The 16,670-nt window shown below is 73.4% G+C and carries 21 protein-coding genes; 12 read left to right on the top strand and 9 right to left on the bottom strand.

From position 1 onward, the window contains the following. Positions 1–56 precede the first annotated feature (56 nt). Positions 57–596, bottom strand: coding sequence for a VanZ family protein (locus OHA99_RS02265; RefSeq protein WP_153176481.1), 540 nt, complete (start codon positions 594–596; stop codon positions 57–59). 393 nt (positions 597–989) lie between these two features. On the opposite strand from OHA99_RS02265, the gene OHA99_RS02260 reads away from it, so the two are divergent. The 6 genes from OHA99_RS02260 to OHA99_RS02235 are packed head-to-tail and all read left to right on the top strand — an operon-like array spanning position 990 to position 4,807. After that, positions 990–1,172, top strand: coding sequence for a hypothetical protein (locus OHA99_RS02260; RefSeq protein ID WP_153176480.1), 183 nt, complete (start codon positions 990–992; stop codon positions 1,170–1,172). After that, the gene (locus tag OHA99_RS02255; RefSeq protein ID WP_366471543.1) at positions 1,169–1,621 is read left to right on the top strand and encodes an MrpF/PhaF family protein; all 453 of its coding nucleotides are present in this window, start codon (positions 1,169–1,171) and stop codon (positions 1,619–1,621) included. The genes OHA99_RS02260 and OHA99_RS02255 overlap by 4 nt, the downstream gene beginning before the upstream one ends. Next, positions 1,614–1,886 (top strand): hydrogenase subunit MbhD domain-containing protein, encoded by a 273-nt coding sequence (locus OHA99_RS02250; protein ID WP_405693690.1) that lies wholly within the window; start codon positions 1,614–1,616, stop codon positions 1,884–1,886. The genes OHA99_RS02255 and OHA99_RS02250 overlap by 8 nt, the downstream gene beginning before the upstream one ends. Next, positions 1,883–2,659, top strand: a complete 777-nt coding sequence (locus OHA99_RS02245) for an MnhB domain-containing protein (protein ID WP_381498071.1) — start codon at positions 1,883–1,885, stop codon at positions 2,657–2,659. Before OHA99_RS02250 ends, OHA99_RS02245 begins: the two co-directional genes overlap by 4 nt. A 7-nt stretch (positions 2,660–2,666) precedes the next feature. Next, positions 2,667–3,026, top strand: coding sequence for a sodium:proton antiporter (locus OHA99_RS02240; RefSeq protein ID WP_153176476.1), 360 nt, complete (start codon positions 2,667–2,669; stop codon positions 3,024–3,026). Continuing rightward, positions 3,026–4,807: a complex I subunit 5 family protein gene (locus tag OHA99_RS02235; RefSeq protein ID WP_405693687.1), complete on the top strand. Its 1,782-nt coding sequence runs from the start codon at positions 3,026–3,028 to the stop codon at positions 4,805–4,807. Before OHA99_RS02240 ends, OHA99_RS02235 begins: the two co-directional genes overlap by 1 nt. 25 nt (positions 4,808–4,832) lie before the next feature. On the opposite strand, the gene OHA99_RS02230 is transcribed toward OHA99_RS02235, so the two are convergent. Together OHA99_RS02230 and otr(A) are read right to left on the bottom strand one after the other, a co-directional pair. Next, positions 4,833–5,516, bottom strand: coding sequence for a DUF4230 domain-containing protein (locus tag OHA99_RS02230; protein WP_153176474.1), 684 nt, complete (start codon positions 5,514–5,516; stop codon positions 4,833–4,835). Between the two features lie 111 nt (positions 5,517–5,627). Further along, a complete protein-coding gene (gene otr(A), locus OHA99_RS02225; protein WP_405693685.1) occupies positions 5,628–7,496 on the bottom strand; it encodes a tetracycline resistance ribosomal protection protein Otr(A) in 1,869 nt (622 codons plus the stop codon). Positions 7,497–7,687: 191 nt separating this feature from the next. Here otr(A) and OHA99_RS02220 point away from each other — a divergent pair, with 191 nt between their 5' ends. Beyond that, positions 7,688–8,641 carry a ribose-phosphate pyrophosphokinase gene (locus tag OHA99_RS02220; protein ID WP_153176472.1) on the top strand — a complete coding sequence of 318 codons (954 nt, stop codon included), beginning with the start codon at positions 7,688–7,690 and terminating at the stop codon, positions 8,639–8,641. Here OHA99_RS02220 and OHA99_RS02215 read toward each other — a convergent pair. After that, positions 8,607–8,993: an anti-sigma factor antagonist gene (locus tag OHA99_RS02215; protein WP_164381158.1), complete on the bottom strand. Its 387-nt coding sequence runs from the start codon at positions 8,991–8,993 to the stop codon at positions 8,607–8,609. The genes OHA99_RS02220 and OHA99_RS02215 overlap by 35 nt on opposite strands. 193 nt (positions 8,994–9,186) lie before the next feature. Next, the gene (locus tag OHA99_RS02210) at positions 9,187–10,128 is read right to left on the bottom strand and encodes an NADP-dependent oxidoreductase (RefSeq protein ID WP_153176470.1); all 942 of its coding nucleotides are present in this window, start codon (positions 10,126–10,128) and stop codon (positions 9,187–9,189) included. Between the two features lie 216 nt (positions 10,129–10,344). On the opposite strand from OHA99_RS02210, the gene OHA99_RS02205 reads away from it, so the two are divergent. Continuing rightward, positions 10,345–10,740, top strand: a complete 396-nt coding sequence (locus tag OHA99_RS02205) for a VOC family protein (protein ID WP_153176469.1) — start codon at positions 10,345–10,347, stop codon at positions 10,738–10,740. Positions 10,741–10,765: 25 nt separating this feature from the next. On the opposite strand, the gene OHA99_RS02200 is transcribed toward OHA99_RS02205, so the two are convergent. Both OHA99_RS02200 and OHA99_RS02195 read right to left on the bottom strand, forming a co-directional pair. Next, positions 10,766–11,077 carry a DUF4235 domain-containing protein gene (locus OHA99_RS02200; protein WP_153176468.1) on the bottom strand — a complete coding sequence of 104 codons (312 nt, stop codon included), beginning with the start codon at positions 11,075–11,077 and terminating at the stop codon, positions 10,766–10,768. Positions 11,078–11,136: 59 nt separating this feature from the next. Further along, on the bottom strand, positions 11,137–12,162 hold the full coding sequence (locus tag OHA99_RS02195; protein WP_405693681.1) for a glutathione S-transferase family protein: 1,026 nt from the start codon (positions 12,160–12,162) through the stop codon (positions 11,137–11,139). Between the two features lie 121 nt (positions 12,163–12,283). On the opposite strand from OHA99_RS02195, the gene OHA99_RS02190 reads away from it, so the two are divergent. After that, positions 12,284–13,300: a cation diffusion facilitator family transporter gene (locus tag OHA99_RS02190; RefSeq protein ID WP_381498081.1), complete on the top strand. Its 1,017-nt coding sequence runs from the start codon at positions 12,284–12,286 to the stop codon at positions 13,298–13,300. A 64-nt stretch (positions 13,301–13,364) separates the two neighbouring features. Here OHA99_RS02190 and OHA99_RS02185 read toward each other — a convergent pair whose 3' ends face one another. Next, a complete protein-coding gene (locus OHA99_RS02185; RefSeq protein ID WP_405693679.1) occupies positions 13,365–13,814 on the bottom strand; it encodes a nitroreductase family deazaflavin-dependent oxidoreductase in 450 nt (149 codons plus the stop codon). A 311-nt stretch (positions 13,815–14,125) separates the two neighbouring features. Here OHA99_RS02185 and OHA99_RS02180 point away from each other — a divergent pair, with 311 nt between their 5' ends. Next, a complete protein-coding gene (locus OHA99_RS02180) occupies positions 14,126–15,364 on the top strand; it encodes a cytochrome P450 (protein WP_405693677.1) in 1,239 nt (412 codons plus the stop codon). Between the two features lie 12 nt (positions 15,365–15,376). Continuing rightward, the gene (locus tag OHA99_RS02175) at positions 15,377–15,577 is read left to right on the top strand and encodes a ferredoxin (RefSeq protein ID WP_007389386.1); all 201 of its coding nucleotides are present in this window, start codon (positions 15,377–15,379) and stop codon (positions 15,575–15,577) included. On the opposite strand, the gene OHA99_RS02170 is transcribed toward OHA99_RS02175, so the two are convergent. Next, positions 15,552–16,130, bottom strand: coding sequence for a TetR/AcrR family transcriptional regulator (locus OHA99_RS02170; protein WP_405693675.1), 579 nt, complete (start codon positions 16,128–16,130; stop codon positions 15,552–15,554). The genes OHA99_RS02175 and OHA99_RS02170 overlap by 26 nt on opposite strands. 97 nt (positions 16,131–16,227) lie before the next feature. Between OHA99_RS02170 and OHA99_RS02165 the strand changes: the two genes are divergently transcribed. Beyond that, positions 16,228–16,665, top strand: coding sequence for a nuclear transport factor 2 family protein (locus tag OHA99_RS02165; protein ID WP_405693673.1), 438 nt, complete (start codon positions 16,228–16,230; stop codon positions 16,663–16,665). The last annotated feature ends 5 nt before the right edge of the window (positions 16,666–16,670 follow it).

Below are 16,670 nucleotides of genomic sequence, written 5' to 3'. Positions count from 1 at the left end.
ATAAGGGCCGGTCAATACCTTGGTACGGACCAGCTTGGGTCGGGCGGACGCCGCACTCAGGTTCGCGCCCCGCGCGCGTGCACCGTGCGGCTCATCCGCCGGCCGAGAAGCAGGTAACCGACCAGCGCACCACCGGTGTTGAGGATGACGTCGTCGACGTCGAAGGCCCGCCCGGTGACCAGGGCGCCCTGCGCGAACTCCACCAGCAGCATCACGACGGCCGTCAGCAGCAGGACGCGCAGCACCCCGCGCGTGCGCGGCGCGACGACCGGGACCAGCACGCCGAACGGCACTCCGAGCAGAATGTTCCCGCCGATCTGCTTGACCGCGTCGCGCAGCGCGGGCTGGTCCAGATAGGCCTTCAGTGAGCGCCCCGGGTGCAGGTTGGTGTGCGTCAGGGCCTCGGACGCGGGGGAGGGGTGCAGCGTCAGCCGCGCCAGCACCACCGCGAACGCCACCATGAAGACGAACGCGCACGCCGTCGCCAGCAGCCGCAACGGCAGGGCGAGCGCGTGCCGCTCGCGACGGTCGGTCTCCCGCGTCTTGGCGGCGCGGGCGCGCGGCCACAGCCGCAGCCCTGAGGCGGCACGAGCCATGTCGGTCCTCCAGTCGTCAACTTCCCCGCGTGGTAGGGCGGTTACCCGCCGATCCACCGAGGATGCCCGGCGAACGGTACGGCCGGCCGCACCCGCCCGGGCCCGCCGTCCCGCCGCCGGTTTCCCCTCGCCCGGCCGGGGCGCTCAGGGGGTGTCGTTTGGATCTTGCCGGGGGCGCGGGGCTCGGGTCGGCCACAAGGTGCCGTCGCCCGGAGCCGGCCTGATCCAAACGACACCCCCTGGCCGGTGGAGCCGCCGCGCGCCGCCGTCGGCCGCCCCTCGCACGGTGCTTGGATGACGGCGAAGCCGGAACGAAAAGCAACAAGGGCGGCACAAGGGGCATCCGGGGCACGGCGCACCGGGCCCGGCCGTGCGGGGCCGCGGAGGTGGCGTGTGAAAGGCCGTAGGACACTCCTCGCCGGGGCCGAGGTGGCCGCCTGGTGGGTCCCGCTCGCCGCGCTCTGGCTGGTCCTCGTGAGCACCGTCGACCCGCTGGAACTCGCCGTGGGCGCGGGCGCCTCGGCCGTGACGGCGTTCGTGGCGCGCGGCGCGCGGCGGGCGGTGAGCGGGCGGTGAACGGCTGGCTCCTCGCCGCCGTCGTCGTCCTCGTCGCCGGAGTCGGTGCCTCCCTGTGGGGCGTGGCGACGGGGCCCCTGCGCCGCCGTGCCACCGCCCAGAACCTGTCCACCGCGCTCGCCTGCCCGGCCCTCCTGCTGCTCTCCCAGGGCTACGACCGTCCCGCTTACGTCGACCTCGCCCTGGTGCTCGCCGTCCTCGGACCCGTGGGCACACTCGTCTTCGCCCGGCTGCTCGCCGACGAACTGGCCGGCGACCCGCCGCACGCCCGGGTCCCGACCTGGACGGCCGCGGCCGTCGGCGCGGCGGTCGTGGTCGCGGTGGGCGTGGCCACCGGGCCGGGCCGGGCGCTGGTCAAACTGCTGGTGATCGGGGCGCTCCTGGTCGGCGGCAACCTGGTCGCCTCCCGGGCGCTCGCCGGCGGGATGCAGGAGGGCCGTCGTGACTGACGCCGTGATCGTCGTCGCTCTGCTGCTGGTCGCCGTGTCGGCCACGGCGGCGGTGGCCGTTCGCGACCCCGTGCGCCAGTCCCTGGTCCTGGCCGTCCTCGGGGTCGTCCTCGCCGTGCTGTTCACCGTGCTCCAGGCGCCCGACGTCGGCCTGTCGCAACTGGCGGTGGGCTCCGCGCTGACGCCCCTGTTGCTGCTGCTGACGGTCCGCAAGGTCAAGCGGCGCGGACGGCGGGGGCGCGGCGGGAAGGAGAGCAACGCGTGAGTGCACGCATGCGGCTGTGGCTGGTGGCCGTGGGCGGCGCCGGCCTCGCCGCGCTCCTCGTGGCCGCCTGCCTGGACCTGCCCCGCTTCGGCGGCGACCGGCACCCCTACGGAGACCGGGCCGTCGAGGCGTCCCTGAGCCGGCGCACCGCCAACACCGTCGCCTCCGTCACCTTCGACCAGCGGGCCTTCGACACGCTCGGCGAGATGAGCATCCTGTTCGCGGCGGTCCTCGGCAGCGTGGTCCTGCTGCGCCAGACCCGTGACGAGCACCGGGCCGCCCCCGAACCCGCCGCCGTCTCCCGGCCCGTGCGCCGCTACGCCCTGCTCGTCCTGCCCGTCGCCCTGCTGACCGGCCTCTACGTCGTCGCCCACGGCCAGGTCAGCCCCGGCGGCGGCTTCCAGGGCGGCGTCGTGGCCGCCACCGCACTGCACCTGCTGTACCTGGGAGCCGACTACCGCGCCCTCGAACGCGTGCGGCCCGTCGCCCCCTACGAGGCGGGCGACGCGCTCGCCGCCTCCGCCTACCTCGTCACCGGCCTCGCCGCGCTGCTCGCGGGGTCCGCCTTCCTCGCCAACACGCTGCTCCCGTACGGCACGTTCAACACCCTCGCCTCCGGCGGCACCGTCCCGCTGCTGAACGCCGCGATCGGCATGGAGGTCGCCTGCGCGGTCGTCGTCCTGCTCGCCGGGTTCCTGGACCAGGCGGTGGAGATCGTGGACGCGGGCGAGAGCGGCGACAGCCACGACGCCTCCGACGAGCACGGGAAGTGAGAGCCCCATGACCGCCGTGACGCACGTGCTGCCCTACCTGGTCGCCGCCTGGGTCTTCCTGGCCGGCTGCTACGGCCTGGCCACCAGCCGCAACCTCATCCACGCCGTCGGCTGCCTGTCCGTGTGCCAGGCCGCCACCTACGTCCTGCTGCTGGCCGTAGGTTACCGGGACGGCGCCACCGCACCGGTGTTCTCCGACATCACGCCCGGCTCCCGGCCGGTGGTCGACCCCGTGGTCCAGGCCCTCGCCCTGACCGACGTCGTGGTCGGGGCCACCGTCACCGCCCTCCTGCTGGCCCTGGTCGTGCAGGTCGCCAAGCGGCACGGCACGGTCGACCCCGACGAACTGAGCGAGCTGCGCGGCTGATGCACCACCTGCTGCCCCTCCTCGTCGCCGTCCCGCTGCTCGGCGCCGCCCTGCTCGCCGCCGTGGGCAGGCACGTGGCCCGTCTCGTCGCGGAGAGCACGGCCTGCGCCGTTGCGGTCGGCACCGCCGCGCTCGCGGTCGTCCTGCTGACGCACTCCTCACCGCCGCTGACCGAGTGGGCGGGCGGCTGGGAGCCCGTGGACGGGCACAGTGTCGGCATCGTCCTGACCGGCGACGGCCCCGGACTCGGCATGGCCGCACTGGTCTCCGTGCTGACCCTGGCGGCGCTCGCCTACTCCTGGCGCTCCTTCGACGAACCGCCGCACGGCCATGCCGGGGCGTTCCCGGCGCTGGTGCTGGTCTTCCAGGCCGGCATGTGCGGCTTCGTGATCGCGGGAGACCTGTTCAACGCGTTCGTCTGGTTCGAGCTGATGAGCGTCGTCGCCTACGCCCTGACCGGTCACCGGGTCGAGGAGGCCAGGGCCGTGCAGGGTGCGCTGGCCTTCGCCGTCGTCAACTCCCTGGGCGCCTACGCCCTGCTCATGGGCATCGCCCTGCTCTACGCCCGCACCGGTGAACTGGCCCTGACCCGGATCGGCGACGCGCTCGACGCCCAGGGGCCGCCCGACGCGCTGGTGCTGGCCGGCTTCGTGCTCGTCCTGACCGGGCTGCTGGTCAAGGCGGCGGCCGTTCCGTTCCAGTTCTGGCTGCCCGACGCGCACGCGGTCGCCCCCACCCCGGTGTGCATGCTGCTGTCCGGCGTCATGGTCGAGCTGGGCGTCTTCGGCGTCTGGCGCGTCTACGACACGGTGTTCTCCGGACCCGGCGGACTGCCCGCCGCCGACGCGGAGCGGGTCCTGACGGTGCTGGGCGCGCTGACGGCGGTGCTCGGCGCGGTGATGTGCTGGCACCAGCGGCACATCAAACGGCTCCTGGCGTACTCCACGATCGCGCACACCGGCCTGTTCCTGCTCGGCATCGGCACCCTCACGCCCGAGGGCGACGACGGAGTCGCGCTGTACGTCGTCGGGCACGCCGGAGTGAAGGCCGCCCTGTTCGCCTGCGCGGGGATCCTCCTCGACCGCTACGGCAGCGTCGACGAACACGTCCTGCACGGCCGCGCGGGCCCGCTGCGCGGCGTCGCCGTGATGGTCGTCGCCGGCGGGCTGGGCCTGGCCGGACTGCCGCCGTTCGGCACGGCGCTCGGCAAGTCCGTCGCCGAGGAGGCGGTGGGCGGCCCGCTCGCCGTGCTCTACGTCCTGGCGAGCGCCGTGACCGCGGCCGCCGTCCTGCGGGTCGCGGCACGGGTGTTCTGGGGGCTCGGCCCGGCACCGCGGGACGCCGGGGGAGAGGGCACCGCCGATCCGGACGAGACGACGGGCTCCGGGGAGGAACCCGAGACCACGCGGCGACTCGGCCGGGTGCCCGACACCATGACGGCGGTCCCCGCCCTCCTGCTGGCCGGGGCCCTCGCCGCCGGCACCGTCCCCGGCTTCGGCGACGCGGTGGCCCGCGCCGTGAGCGGGGCCACCACCGCCGGGCTGGTCCACACCTCCGTGCACTGGACGCCCCTGGGTGTCGGCCTGGGGCTGCTGTCCAGCGTCCTGGCCGTGGCCCTGGCCGCCGTCGCCGTCGTCCGGCCCGGGCTGCTCGTGGCACCGGACCGGGCGCCGGCGCTGCGGCGGTTGCAGTCCGGGCACATCGGCGACTACGTGGCGTGGCTGCTGGTCGGCACCACCGTGCTGGGGGTGCTGGCCCTCCCGGCCGTCCTGTCCGGGTGAGCCGGACGGTGCCCGCCGGCCCGGATCACGTCCCGTACGTCACCCGCACCCGCTCGAAACCGAGGGAGGTCAGCAGCCCCCGGAGCATGGCGGTGGTGTTGCTCTCGGCACGCGCCTTCAGCTCACTGTCCTTCGCGGCCTCACCGATGTGCCGGGCCGCGAGCTTCTGCACCGCCTGCTCGCCGTTCGGATTGTCCGAGAACAGGTCCCCGAGCCGGTCGAGCAGCCCGCGCTGCTTGGAGACCGCGTAGGAGCGGTCCGGGTCGAGGGCCGGCGCGCCCAGCGCGGCGTGCGGCAGCCGCAGCGTCGCCGACGTCCGCCCCTCGTCGACCGTCACGTCGCCCTCGCCCACCTTCCCGAGGTCGACGTAGGCGTCGACGGTGCCCGCCCCGACGTACAGGGTGCGGGTGCCGCGGATCGCGTCGGGCAGGAACCTGGCGTCCTTCTCCAGGTCCACCACGACCTGGAAGTTGCCGGACGCGGCGTCGTAACGGCTGATGTCCTGGACCGACTTCAGCAGCGCGGGACCCGAACGGTCCCGCGTCTCGGAGCCGAACAGGTCCTTCAGCCCCGGCAGGACACTCAGCCGCAGCCCCGCGAACAGCACGACGAGCACCACGGTCAGCACGGTCAGCGCCTTGGCCCAGCCGGGCATGCGCCACGCGGGCCGCTGGACGGAACCGGTGGGCTTCTTGACGGGAGTCGTCATGGCGACGGCCCTCCTTCCTACTGACCCGGATGCCCCCCATCTCTGTTGCCAGACCGAGCAGTTGAAGCGCGGCACACGGAGAAGGGGGTGCACGGGGCGTACGGCGGCGGCTCAGCGCCCCGGTTTCAGCGGACGGTCCGCGGACGGGCGCGAGGACCAGACGGCCTCCCCGCGTGTGAGCCCCGGCAGCCGCAGCCCGGCCTCCCGCGCCCGCCGGGCGGGCAGCTCGCCGGTGACGGTCCACGCCGGGTCGCCGCCCGTCGTGCCGGTGAAGTCCGCGCCCAGCGACGCCAGCAGGGCCGTCACGGCCGCCAGCGCGTCCGGCGGGACCTCCGCCTCGAAGGCGAGGTACGGCTCGTACAGCACGGTCCCGGCCCGGGCGAGGGCGCGGCGCAGCACGATCGGGGTCAGTCCGCGGAAGTCGGCTGCGGTGCTCAGTACGGAGCTGAAACCGGAACGCACCAGCGTCACCCGGTAGTCGGTGACCGCGGCGCCGGTGAGCCCGGCCAGCAGGGTGGCGTGGACGGTCTCCTCGACCGCCTGGTGGAAGGCGCGGGGCAGCGCGCCGAGTTCCGTCTCGTACCCGAAGACCCCGCCCGAACCGTACGGACCCGGCTCCACGCGCAGCCCGACCGTCGCCCAGTAGCGGGTGCGGTCGAGCCACGGCATCTCCTCCGCGGCCTCGCCGGTGCCGGCCGGGCGCTCCAGGAACCGGACGCGGCCCGGCGTGAACTCCGCCTCGATGCCGAACTCCTCGGCCAGCGTCGCCGCCAGCACCTCCATCTGGACCTCGCCGTACAGGAGCAGCGCGGTGGCGCCGGACGCCGCCGGGCGGGCGTGCAGCAGCGGATCCTCATCGGCCAGCGCCAGCAGGGCGGAGCGCAGCGGAGCCGCCTGCTCCGGACGCACCGCCCGGACCAGCGTGTGCAGGGTCGGCGGCGCGAACTGCGGTGCGCGGTCGGCCGGCTCGCCGAGCCGGTCGCCGACGCGCAGTCCCCCCGGCACCGTCAGCGCGGCGATGTCCCCGGCGGTGAGCGTGGCGTCCCCGCCGACCACGTCGAGGCGGGTCACCCGGCCGGAGACCTCGGTGCGCCGCCCGTCGGACTCGCGCCGCAGGAAGGTCAGCCGCCGGCGCGGACGCACCTCACCGTCGTACAGCCTCAGGTAGGCCGTGCGCTCGCCGGTGGGGCCGGGGCGCACGGCGAAGACCGTCCCGCGCGGTTCCGTGACCCCGGCCGTGCCCGGCGCGGCGGCCGGGACCAGTGCGACCAGGCCCTCGACCAGCTCCGCGACGCCCTGCCCGCCGAGCGCGGAGCCGTGGAACAGCGGGTGGAAGGAGCCGTCGGCGGTACGCGCGGCGAGGGCGGCGGCCAGTTGCCCCGCGGTCGGCTCGGGGCCGTCCACCAGCGCGGCCAGGATGCCCGGGTCGACCTCGGCGAGCGCCTCCGCGGTCCCTTTGCCGGGCGGGCGGCGCACGACCAGGGCGCCCTTGGTGCCCGCGTCCGTCACCCCGGTCAGCGGTGCGACGTGCGGCGTCAGCAGGCGCCGGACGTCGTCGAGCAGTCCGTCGGTGCGTGCGCCGGACCGGTCGATCTTGTTGACGAACACGAGGGTGGGCAGCCGCAGCCGGCGCAGGGTGCGCATGAGGACGCGGGTCCGCGCCTGGACGCCCTCGACGGCGGACAGCAGCAGCACCGCGCCGTCGAGCACCTCCAGGGCCCGCTCGACCTCCGCGACGAAGTCGGAGTGTCCCGGGGTGTCGATCAGGTTGACCCGCGTGTCACCGACCGTGAAGGCGGCGACGGCGGAGCGGACGGTGATGCCGCGGCGGCGCTCGATGTCGCCGTCGTCGGTAACGGTGTCGCCGGTGTCGACGCCGCCGAGCCGGTCGACGGCACCGTGGTCGAACAGGAGCCGTTCGGTCAGGCTGGTCTTACCGGCGTCGACGTGGGCCAGGATGCCGATGTTCAGGGTGCGCATGCGTGTGGGAGTCCTCGAAAGCCGTGGGCCGGAAGGGGCACTGGGGGTTTCCGAGGAGTCGGCGCATGCGAGGGATCCTGTTCTGGGGGAGTACGGACGGCGCCATCATCGCGGGTACCCCCTGGGGCGTGGCAACAGGATTTCCGTAAGCTGGGGACCCCGGCCGGACAGGATCACGCGAGGAGCGGTCCGTGCGAGACATCGCCGTGTTCAGCGGTAGTGCCCACCCCGACCTGGCCGAGGAGGTCTGCGCCCAGCTGGGCGTGCCGCTCAGCCCCACCCGGGTCAGCCGGTTCGCCAACGACTGCCTCGAGGTGCAGCTCATGGCAAACTGCCGCGAGCGGGACGTCTTCCTCGTCCAGCCGCTGGTCACACCGGTCCAGGAACACCTCGTCGAGCTGCTGATGATGTGTGATGCGGCCCGCGGGGCGTCGGCCGGCCGCATCACGGTGGTCATGCCGCACTACTCCTACGCCCGCTCCGACAAGAAGGACGCCCCGCGCATCTCGCTGGGCGGGCGCCTGGTGGCCGACCTGCTGGTGGCCGCGGGAGCGAGCCGGGTCCTCGCCATGACCCTGCACTCGCCCCAGGTGCACGGCTTCTTCTCCGTCCCGGTCGACCACCTGCACGCGCTGCGGGAACTCGCCGCGCACTTCCGGCAGTACGACCTCTCCCGCACCACCGTCGTCTCGCCGGACCTGGGCAACGCCAAGGAGGCCGCCGCGTTCGCCCGGATGCTCGGCGCCCAGGTGGCGGCCGGGGCGAAACAGCGGTACGCCGACGACCGGGTCAGCATCAGCTCGGTGATCGGGGACGTCGCGGGACGGGACGTCATCGTCCTCGACGACGAGATCGCCAAGGGCAGCACGGTGCTGGAACTCCTCGACCGGCTGCGGGAGGCGGGCCCGCGCACCGTCCGCGTCGCCTGCACGCACGGCCTGTTCGCGGCCGGTGCGCTCGGCCGGCTCAGCGAACAGCCGGACGTGCTGGAGATCGTGTGCACCAACACCGTGCCGGTGCCGGTGGACGACCACACGGACAAGCTGCGGATCCTGTCCATCGCCCCGGCGCTCGCCGAGGCGGTGCGCCGCATCCACAACGGCGAGTCGGTCAGCGCCCTGTTCGACGCCCGCCCGGCCGGCTGACGCCGAGGGCCTCCTCCAGGGTCGGGCGCGGTGGCAGCAGCCGCCCCAAACCGGTGATCCGCAGCATGCGCAGGGTCAGCGGGTGGGCGCACACCAGGTGCACCTGCCCGCCCTGTTCGAGTACCTGGCTGCGGGCCCGGTACAGCAGGCGCAGCCCGGAGCAGTCGAAGAACTCGACGCCGCCGAGGTCCAGGACCACCCGGGCGCCGGGCCGCCGTGTCTCCCGGTCCAGGTGGGGGCCGATCTCCGCCGCCGAGGCGATGTCGATCTCGCCCCGGAACTCCAGCACCGTGTGCCCCCGGTGGTGGCGCACACGAAGGTGCCGGGTGGGCGACGCCGATTCCTGCCGCACGAACCTTGCCTCCAGCCTGTCGCAGCCCGTTCCGGCCTGCTCCCGGGGCTCAACTACCCAGTCCGCTCGGAAAGTTACCTCGATCGAGCGAGTTTGAGCATGTTCGATTGACATATGTCATCGAAGTCTCACGCCCAGGCCCACACCCACGCGGCCGGCGGGCCGTGGGTCGGCGGGCCGACGGGCCGGACCGTCAGTCGACCACGAGGACCAGCTTGCCCGTCGTGCGACCGGTCTCGCCCTGCGCGTGCGCCCGCGCCGCCTCCGCGAGCGGGAACGTCCCCGCGACCGTGGCCCGCAACTTCCCCGACTCGACCAGGCGGGCGACCTCCTCCATGCCGGCCCGGTCGGCGTCCACCAGCATCCGCACCGCCCGTACGCCCAGCCGCTCGGCCTCCTCGTAGAACTCGTCCGAGCCGACCGGCAGGATCGACACCACGACCCCGCCCGGACGCAGCACCCGCAGGGACCGCAGCGACGTGTCGCCGCCGATCGTGTCCAGAACGACGTCGACGTCCTTCACGGCCTCGGCGAAGTCCGTCTCCCGGTAGTCCACGGTCTCGTCCGCCCCGAGCGAGCGCAGGAACTCGTGCTTGCCCGCGCTGGCGGTACCGATCACATGCGCGCCCCGGGCCTTGGCGATCTGCACCGCCACATGGCCCACACCGCCCGCCGCCGCATGGACGAGCACCCGTTGCCCCGGCCGCACGTCCGCGCGCTCCACCAGGGCGTGCCACGCCGTCAGCGACACCAGGGGGAGCGCGCCGGCCTGGACGTGGTCGATCCCGGCCGGCTTGTGGGTGAAGGCACGCGCCGGAGCGGTGACGTACTCCGCGTGGGAACCGTGGCCGAACGGGTAGGACAGCATGCCGAAGACCTCGTCGCCCGGCCGGAACGCGGCGACGCCGATCCCCACCGACTCCACCACGCCCGACACGTCCCACCCGAGGACGAACGGCGGCTCGCCGAGGAAGCCGCCGGTCGCCCGGTGCTTCCAGTCGGTCGGGTTGACCCCGGCGGCACGCACCCGGACCAGCACCTCGTTCGGGCGCGGCTCGGGGCGCTCGAGCCTTACCTCCTTGAGGACCTCGGGACCTCCGAGTACGTCCTGGCTGATGGCGCGCATGGTGTTCATCGGGACCTCGCAACTCCGGGAGGGGACGGCGGACACGGTCTGCAACCTCCGACGTGATCGTGCCATTCCCCGCGCGGTCCGGCACCCAGGGAGCCGGCGTGCGCCGACGCCCGGACCGCCGGGGCGGCCCGCGACTGATCCGGCCGGGCCGGGATATGCGCAAGGCAGGGGGCACCGGGGCACGACGCCCCACGCCCGGAATCCTTCGGAGGAGACATGGCACTGGTCAACGCGGGCGTCGTGGTGCTCGACTGCGCCGAACCCGAGCGGCTCGCCGAGTTCTACAAGGGGCTGCTGGGCGCGGAGGAGAGCGAAGTGAGCGCCAACCGCATCGAGATCGAGGGCCCCCGCGGCTTCCGCATGGCCTTCCGGCGGGACGTGAACGCCACCCCGCCGAGCTGGCCGCGCCCGGAGAACTCCCTCCAGGTCCACCTGGACTTCGTGGTGGCGGACCTGGACGAGGCCGAACGCGTGATCGTGGGGCTCGGCGGGCGTCCGGTGGAGGCGAAGGACCCGGCCGGCGTGCACGAGGAGCGCGGCTTCTCCGACCCGGCAGGGCACTCCTTCACCCTCCGCCACGCCCTCGCGCCGACGGCACCGAAACAGGGCTAGGGCCTGTCGGACCCGTCCACGGGCGTCAGTCCCGGCCGCCCTTGTCGGGGACCGGCCAACTGCCGGTGGAGCGCTGGATGACCTTGGCGCCCGTGCGGTCCACGGCGCTGCGCACCGCGGCGAAGATGGCGCCCTGGATCGCCGCGGCCAGCAGGATCTCGCCCCAGCCGCGGTCCGGGTCCAGGGCGTCGGGCGCGTCGTCCTCGTGCCGGATCATCTTCCAGGTCTTCTGGAACGTCATCCCGGCCAGCGTGCCGCCGAGCCAGCCGAGCGCGAACCCGACGGGCTTGTAGGCGAGGGGGAGCTTCTTCTTCTTTTTCTTCGCCGTCTTCGCCATGGGAATCTCCTTGGCCTCGTGCGTACTGAACGGTGGTGTGCCTCTGTGTGCCCCAGGGATCAGGGCCTGCCCCGTACCGGTACCTCCTCGTCGGTCCGGACCGGTCCGGGCGGGGTGCCGTCGCCGAACGGACGGCCGCCCAGCTCCTGCCGGTGGTGCGGCGTGAGCCAGCCGGTCAGGTCCGGGCCCAGCGGGACGATGCCGGTCGGGTTGATGCCGGTGTGCACCTGGTAGTAGTGGCGTTTGATGTGGTCGAAGTCGACGGTGTCCCCGAATCCGGGCGTCTGGAACAGGTCGCGGACATACCCCCACAGCACCGGGTTCTCGGTCAGCTTCCAGCGGTTGCACTTGAAGTGGCCGTGGTAGACCGCGTCGAAGCGGACCAGCGTCGTGAACAGCCGGATGTCCGCCTCCGTGATGGTGTCACCGACCAGGTAGCGCCGCCGTTCCAGCCGGGGCGCCAGCTGCTCCAGCCGGCGGAACACCCCCGCGCACGCGGCCTCGTACTCCTCCTGGCCGGTGGCGAAGCCCGCCCGGTACACGCCGTTGTTGACGTCCTCGTAGACCCCCGCCATCACCTCGTCGATCTCGTCGCGCAGGGCCCGCGGGTACAGGTCCGGCGCACCCGGCCGGTGCAGGGCGGTCCACTCGGTCGCGAGGTCGAGGGTGATCTGCTGGTAGTCGTTGGTGACCAGCGCCCCGCTCGGCACGTCCACGACCGCGGGCACGCTCACCCCGCCCGGATAGCCGGTCTCGCGCCGGTCGTAGGCCTCGCTGAGGTAGCGGATGCCGAGGACGGGGTCCCGGCCGTCCGGGTCGAGCGTGAACCGCCAGCTGCGGTCGTCCTGTACCGGGTCGGCGACCGCGAGGGACAGGGCGTCCTCCAGACCGAGCAGCCGCCGGGAGACCAGGGCCCGGCTCGCCCACGGACAGGCGCGGCTCACCACCAGCCGGTAGCGCCCGGCCTCCACCGGCCAGCCGTCCCGGCCGTCCGCCGTGATCCGGTCCGCGAAGTGGCTCCGGGACCGTTTGAACGCCTTCTTCCCGTAGCCGCTGTTTCCCGGGGTCCCGCCGTCACCGCTCATGGCCCTGCCCTTCCGATGTCCGCTGTCTGTCTGTCCGCTGCCCGTCCGTTGTCCGGGTGTCCCTGTACAGGCGTTCCCCGTTTTCGCCCGTCGGCACTGGTGGCCACCCGCAAGGCGGGGTGTGAGTCGCGCCGGCCGGGGCAGTCGGGGCTTCGTGAGTGGGACGGACGGGAAAGAGAAGCCGGGCCGGAAGGCCGACCGCAGGACGCGCGTCACCGTACTGGTCGCACTGGCGGCCAACCTGGTGATCGCCGTCGCCAAGGCCGTGGGCGGGTTCATCGCGGGATCGCCCGCACTGCTGTCGGAGGCGGCACACTCGGTCGCGGACAGCATGAACGAGATCTTCCTCCTCGCCGCCCTGCGCCGCAGCCGCCGGCCCGCCGACCGGAAGCATCCCTTCGGCTACGGGAAGGAGCGCTTCTTCTGGTCGCTCCTCGCGGCCGTCGGCATCTTCGTCATGGGCGGCTGCTTCTCCTTCTTCCAAGGCGTCGAGGCCCTGCGCAACGGAGCGGACGAGAGCCTCAGCGGCTACGTGGCGGGTCTGGTCGTGCTCGGCATCGCCCTGCTGGCGGAGGGCGGCTCCCTCCTCCGGGCCCTGCACCAGGTACGGGGCCAGGGCGGGCTCAGCGACGGGATGCGGGACCCGGCGTTGCGCACGGTCGTGGCGGAGGACGGCACCGCGGTGCTCGGTGTCAGCCTCGCCATGACCGGCATGGCGCTGCACATGGCCACCGGGCAGGTGGTGTGGGAGGCCTGCGCCTCGCTCGCCATCGGCGCACTGCTCGTCTACGTGGCCTACCGGCTGGGCCGCGAGGCCCGCGACCAGCTGATCGGCGAGGCCGCCGACCCCGAGGCCAGCGGCCGGATCCGGGCGCTGCTGCGGGCCCAGCCGGAGATCGACAGCGTCGAGGCGCTGTTCACCATGAAGACCGGCCTCGACTCCGCCCTGGTGGCCGCCCGCGTCGATCTCGTGCCGGGCCTGGACAGTGAACGGGTGGAGGAGGTGGCGATGCGCATCAAGGGGTCGATCCGGCGCACCGTCCCCGAGGCGCGGCAGGTCTTCCTCGACGTCACGGACCGGCCCGCGCGGGAGGCGGCGGAAAGCCCCGCCGCGACGGGGGAACGCGGCGGGGCCTGAACGACACTTTCCCGGCGGTCGCCGGTCCATGCACACCGATCCGGGGAACTTCGGCGGACCGGGTTCAGCCCGCGTCGGCCGGCTCCAGGACGAAGAGGGGAATCTCCCGGTCCGTCTTCTCCTGGTAGTCGGCGTACGGCGGAAAGGCCGCGACCGCGCGCTCCCACCACTCGGCCTTCTCCGCGCCGGTGACCTCACGGGCCGTCATGTCCCGCCGCACCGGACCGTCCTGGAGCTCCACCCGGGGGTCGGAGGTGACGTTGAAGTACCAGACCGGGTGCTTGGGGGCCCCGCCCAGGGAGGCGACCGCGGCGTAACGGCCCTCGTGCTCGACGCGCATCAGCGGCGTCTTGCGCACCTTGCCGCTCCGCGCGCCCCGGGTGGTCAGCACGATCACCGGCAGACCGGTGTCCCTCAGGGTCGTGCCCTTGGTGCCGCCCGAGCTCTCGTACAGCTCGACCTGTTCGCGCACCCACTGCGTCGGGCTGGGTTCGTACTCGCCGTCAAGAGGCATGTGCATCCGTCCGTGTTCGTCGTGACGTGAGGCCGGCGGACCGGCGCGTTCCCATCCTTACCGCATCCCGCGCCCCGGAACCCCGTGCCGCTCGGCCAGTCACGGGGCGCGATCCGGGCCGCGGGAGGCCGCGATCACGCCACGCGCGTCGCGGCGGAGACCGGCACGGAAGGGTCCTACCACCGCTGGAGCGGTGTTCCCCGGCCAGTCTGCCCCCGCCACCGATCTGGCCGAACTTGCCGTCGCCCCATAGGTGCCCCAGGCATCTAATGAAGATCGATCCGACGCACTCCTCGTCTGCGAGGTCTTCCATGACGGACACCGACACGACGACGAACACCGACGCGACGTCGCACACCCACCCGGCAGCCGCCGTCGCCTTCCCGCAGGACCGGACCTGTCCCTACCAGCCGCCCGCCGCCTACGACCCGCTGCGCACAGCCCGTCCACTGGCCCGGATCACGCTCTTCGACGGGCGCCCGGCGTGGCTGGTGACCGGACACGCCGCCGCCCGCCGGCTGCTGGCCGACCAGCGCCTGTCGACCGACCGCACCCGTGACGGCTTCCCCGCCACCTCGGCGCGCCTGGCCGCCGTACGCGGACGCAGGACCGCCCTGCTCGGCGTCGACGACCCCGAACACCGCACCCAGCGCAGGATGGTGCTGCCGGAGTTCACCCTCAGGCGTGCCGCCGCGCTGCGCCCGCACATCCGGCGGATCGTCGACGAACGGCTCGACGCGATGATCGCGCAGGGCCCGGCCGCCGACCTGGTGACCGCCTTCGCGCTGCCCGTGCCCTCGATGGTGATCTGCGCGCTGCTCGGAGTCCCCTACGCCGACCACGACTTCTTCGAGGAACAGTCCCGCCGGCTGCTGCGCGGCCCCCTGCCCGCCGACACCATGGACGCCCGCGACCGACTGGAGGAGTACCTGGGCGAGTTGGTCGACCGCAAGCGGACGGCCCCCGGCGACGGCCTCCTGGACGACCTGGTCCGGCGGCAACGGGACGAGGGCGGTATCGACCGGGAACAGCTGGTCGCGTTCGCGGTGATCCTGCTGGTCGCGGGGCACGAGACGACCGCCAACATGATCTCGCTGGGCACCTACACCCTCCTGACCAACCCCGGGGCGCTGGCCGAACTGCGCGCGGATCCCGCCCTGCTGCCCGGCGCCGTGGAGGAGCTGATGCGCGTCCTGTCGATCGCCGACGGGCTGCTGCGGATGGCCACCGAGGACATCGAGGTGGACGGGCAGACCATCCGGGCCGGTGACGGGGTCGTCTTCTCGACCTCCGTCATCAACCGGGACGAGTCCGTCTACCCCGACCCGGACGCCCTCGACTGGCACCGCCCCGCCCGCCACCACGTCGCCTTCGGCTTCGGCATCCACCAGTGCCTCGGCCAGAACCTGGCCCGCGCCGAACTGGAGATCGCCCTGCACACCCTCTTCGACCGGCTGCCCACGCTGCGCCTGGCCGCCCCGGCCGACGAGATCCCCTTCAAACCCGGCGACACGATCCAGGGGATGCTGGAACTCCCCGTGACCTGGTAGGAGGGTCCGTACATGCGGATCGGCATCGACAAGGACACCTGCATCGGCGCGGGCCAGTGCGCCCTGACCGCCCCCGACGTCTTCACCCAGGACGACGACGGCTACAGCACCCTGCGCCCCGGCCGGGAGGACGGCGGCGGCAGCGCGCTGGTCCGGGAGGCGGCCCGCGCCTGCCCCGTCGGCGCGATCACCGTCTCGGAGCGGGTGGGCTGACCCCGGCCGCGCCCAGCAGTACCCGTGCCGCCTCCCGTGCCTGACGCGCGGGCTCGGCATCGCCCGTCACGCCCGCCGTCACCATGGCGCCCTCCGCCAGCAGGAACAGCTGCCCGCCCAGCGCGGCGGGCAGTCCCGCGCCGGCCGCCAGAGTGTCGAGGAAGGCGCGGAACGCCGCCTTGTGCGCGCGCACCCGCTCCGCCACGGCGGGTGAGGCGGGGCCGAGTTCGCCGTAGGTGTTGATCCAGGCGCAGCCGCGGAAACCGGGCTCCGCGAACCACACGCCGAGCCAGTCGAACACGGCCAGGACGCGCGCGGCCGGTTCCTCGTACCGGTCGACGTACTCGGCCAGCCGCCCCCGCCAGCGCACGTCGCGCCGGTCCAGACAGGCCACGACGAGCCGCTCCTTGGCCGGGAAGAGCTGGTAGAGGCGTTTGAGCGAGACGCCGGAGGCACCGCGGACCTCGTCCATGCCCACCGCCCGCACACCCCGCGCGTAGAAGAGCCCCTCCGCCGCGTCCAGCGCCCGCTCCCGGGCGACCTCGCTGTCCATGGGGGACCTCTTCCTTGACCGGAGAACGTGCGTTCTCTTACGGTAGCAGTCCGGTGGAGAACGCTCGTTCTCCACTGCTGCCCCTGGAGGTTCAGCCATGACGACGACCGACCGGCCGCCCCTGCCGCCGTTCACCCGCGAGACCGCCGAACGCAAGGTGCGGGCCGCCGAGGACGCCTGGAACACCCGCGACCCGCACAAGGTCGCCCTCGCCTACTCCGAGGACTCGGTCTGGCGCAACCGCGACGTCTTCCTCACCGGCCGCGCCGCCGTCGTCGAGTTCCTTACCGCCAAGTGGGAGCGCGAGCGGCAGTACGCGCTGCGCAAGGACCTGTGGGCCTTCGACGGCAACCGCATCGCCGTCCGCTTCCAGTACGAGTCCCAGGACGCGGACGGCCAGTGGTGGCGCTCCTACGGCAACGAGCTGTGGGAGTTCGACGAGCACGGCCTGATGACCCGGCGCGAGGCGAGCATCAACGACGTGCCCATCCAGGAGGAGGACCGGCGCATCCACGGCCCGAGGGCCGCCCAGTAGGGTTC

The organism is Streptomyces coelicoflavus, from assembly GCF_045041415.1.
Classification (GTDB): domain Bacteria; phylum Actinomycetota; class Actinomycetes; order Streptomycetales; family Streptomycetaceae; genus Streptomyces; species Streptomyces coelicoflavus.
The sequence above is the reverse complement of the archived record's forward strand: the minus strand, read 5'-3'. Positions and strand labels throughout refer to the sequence as shown.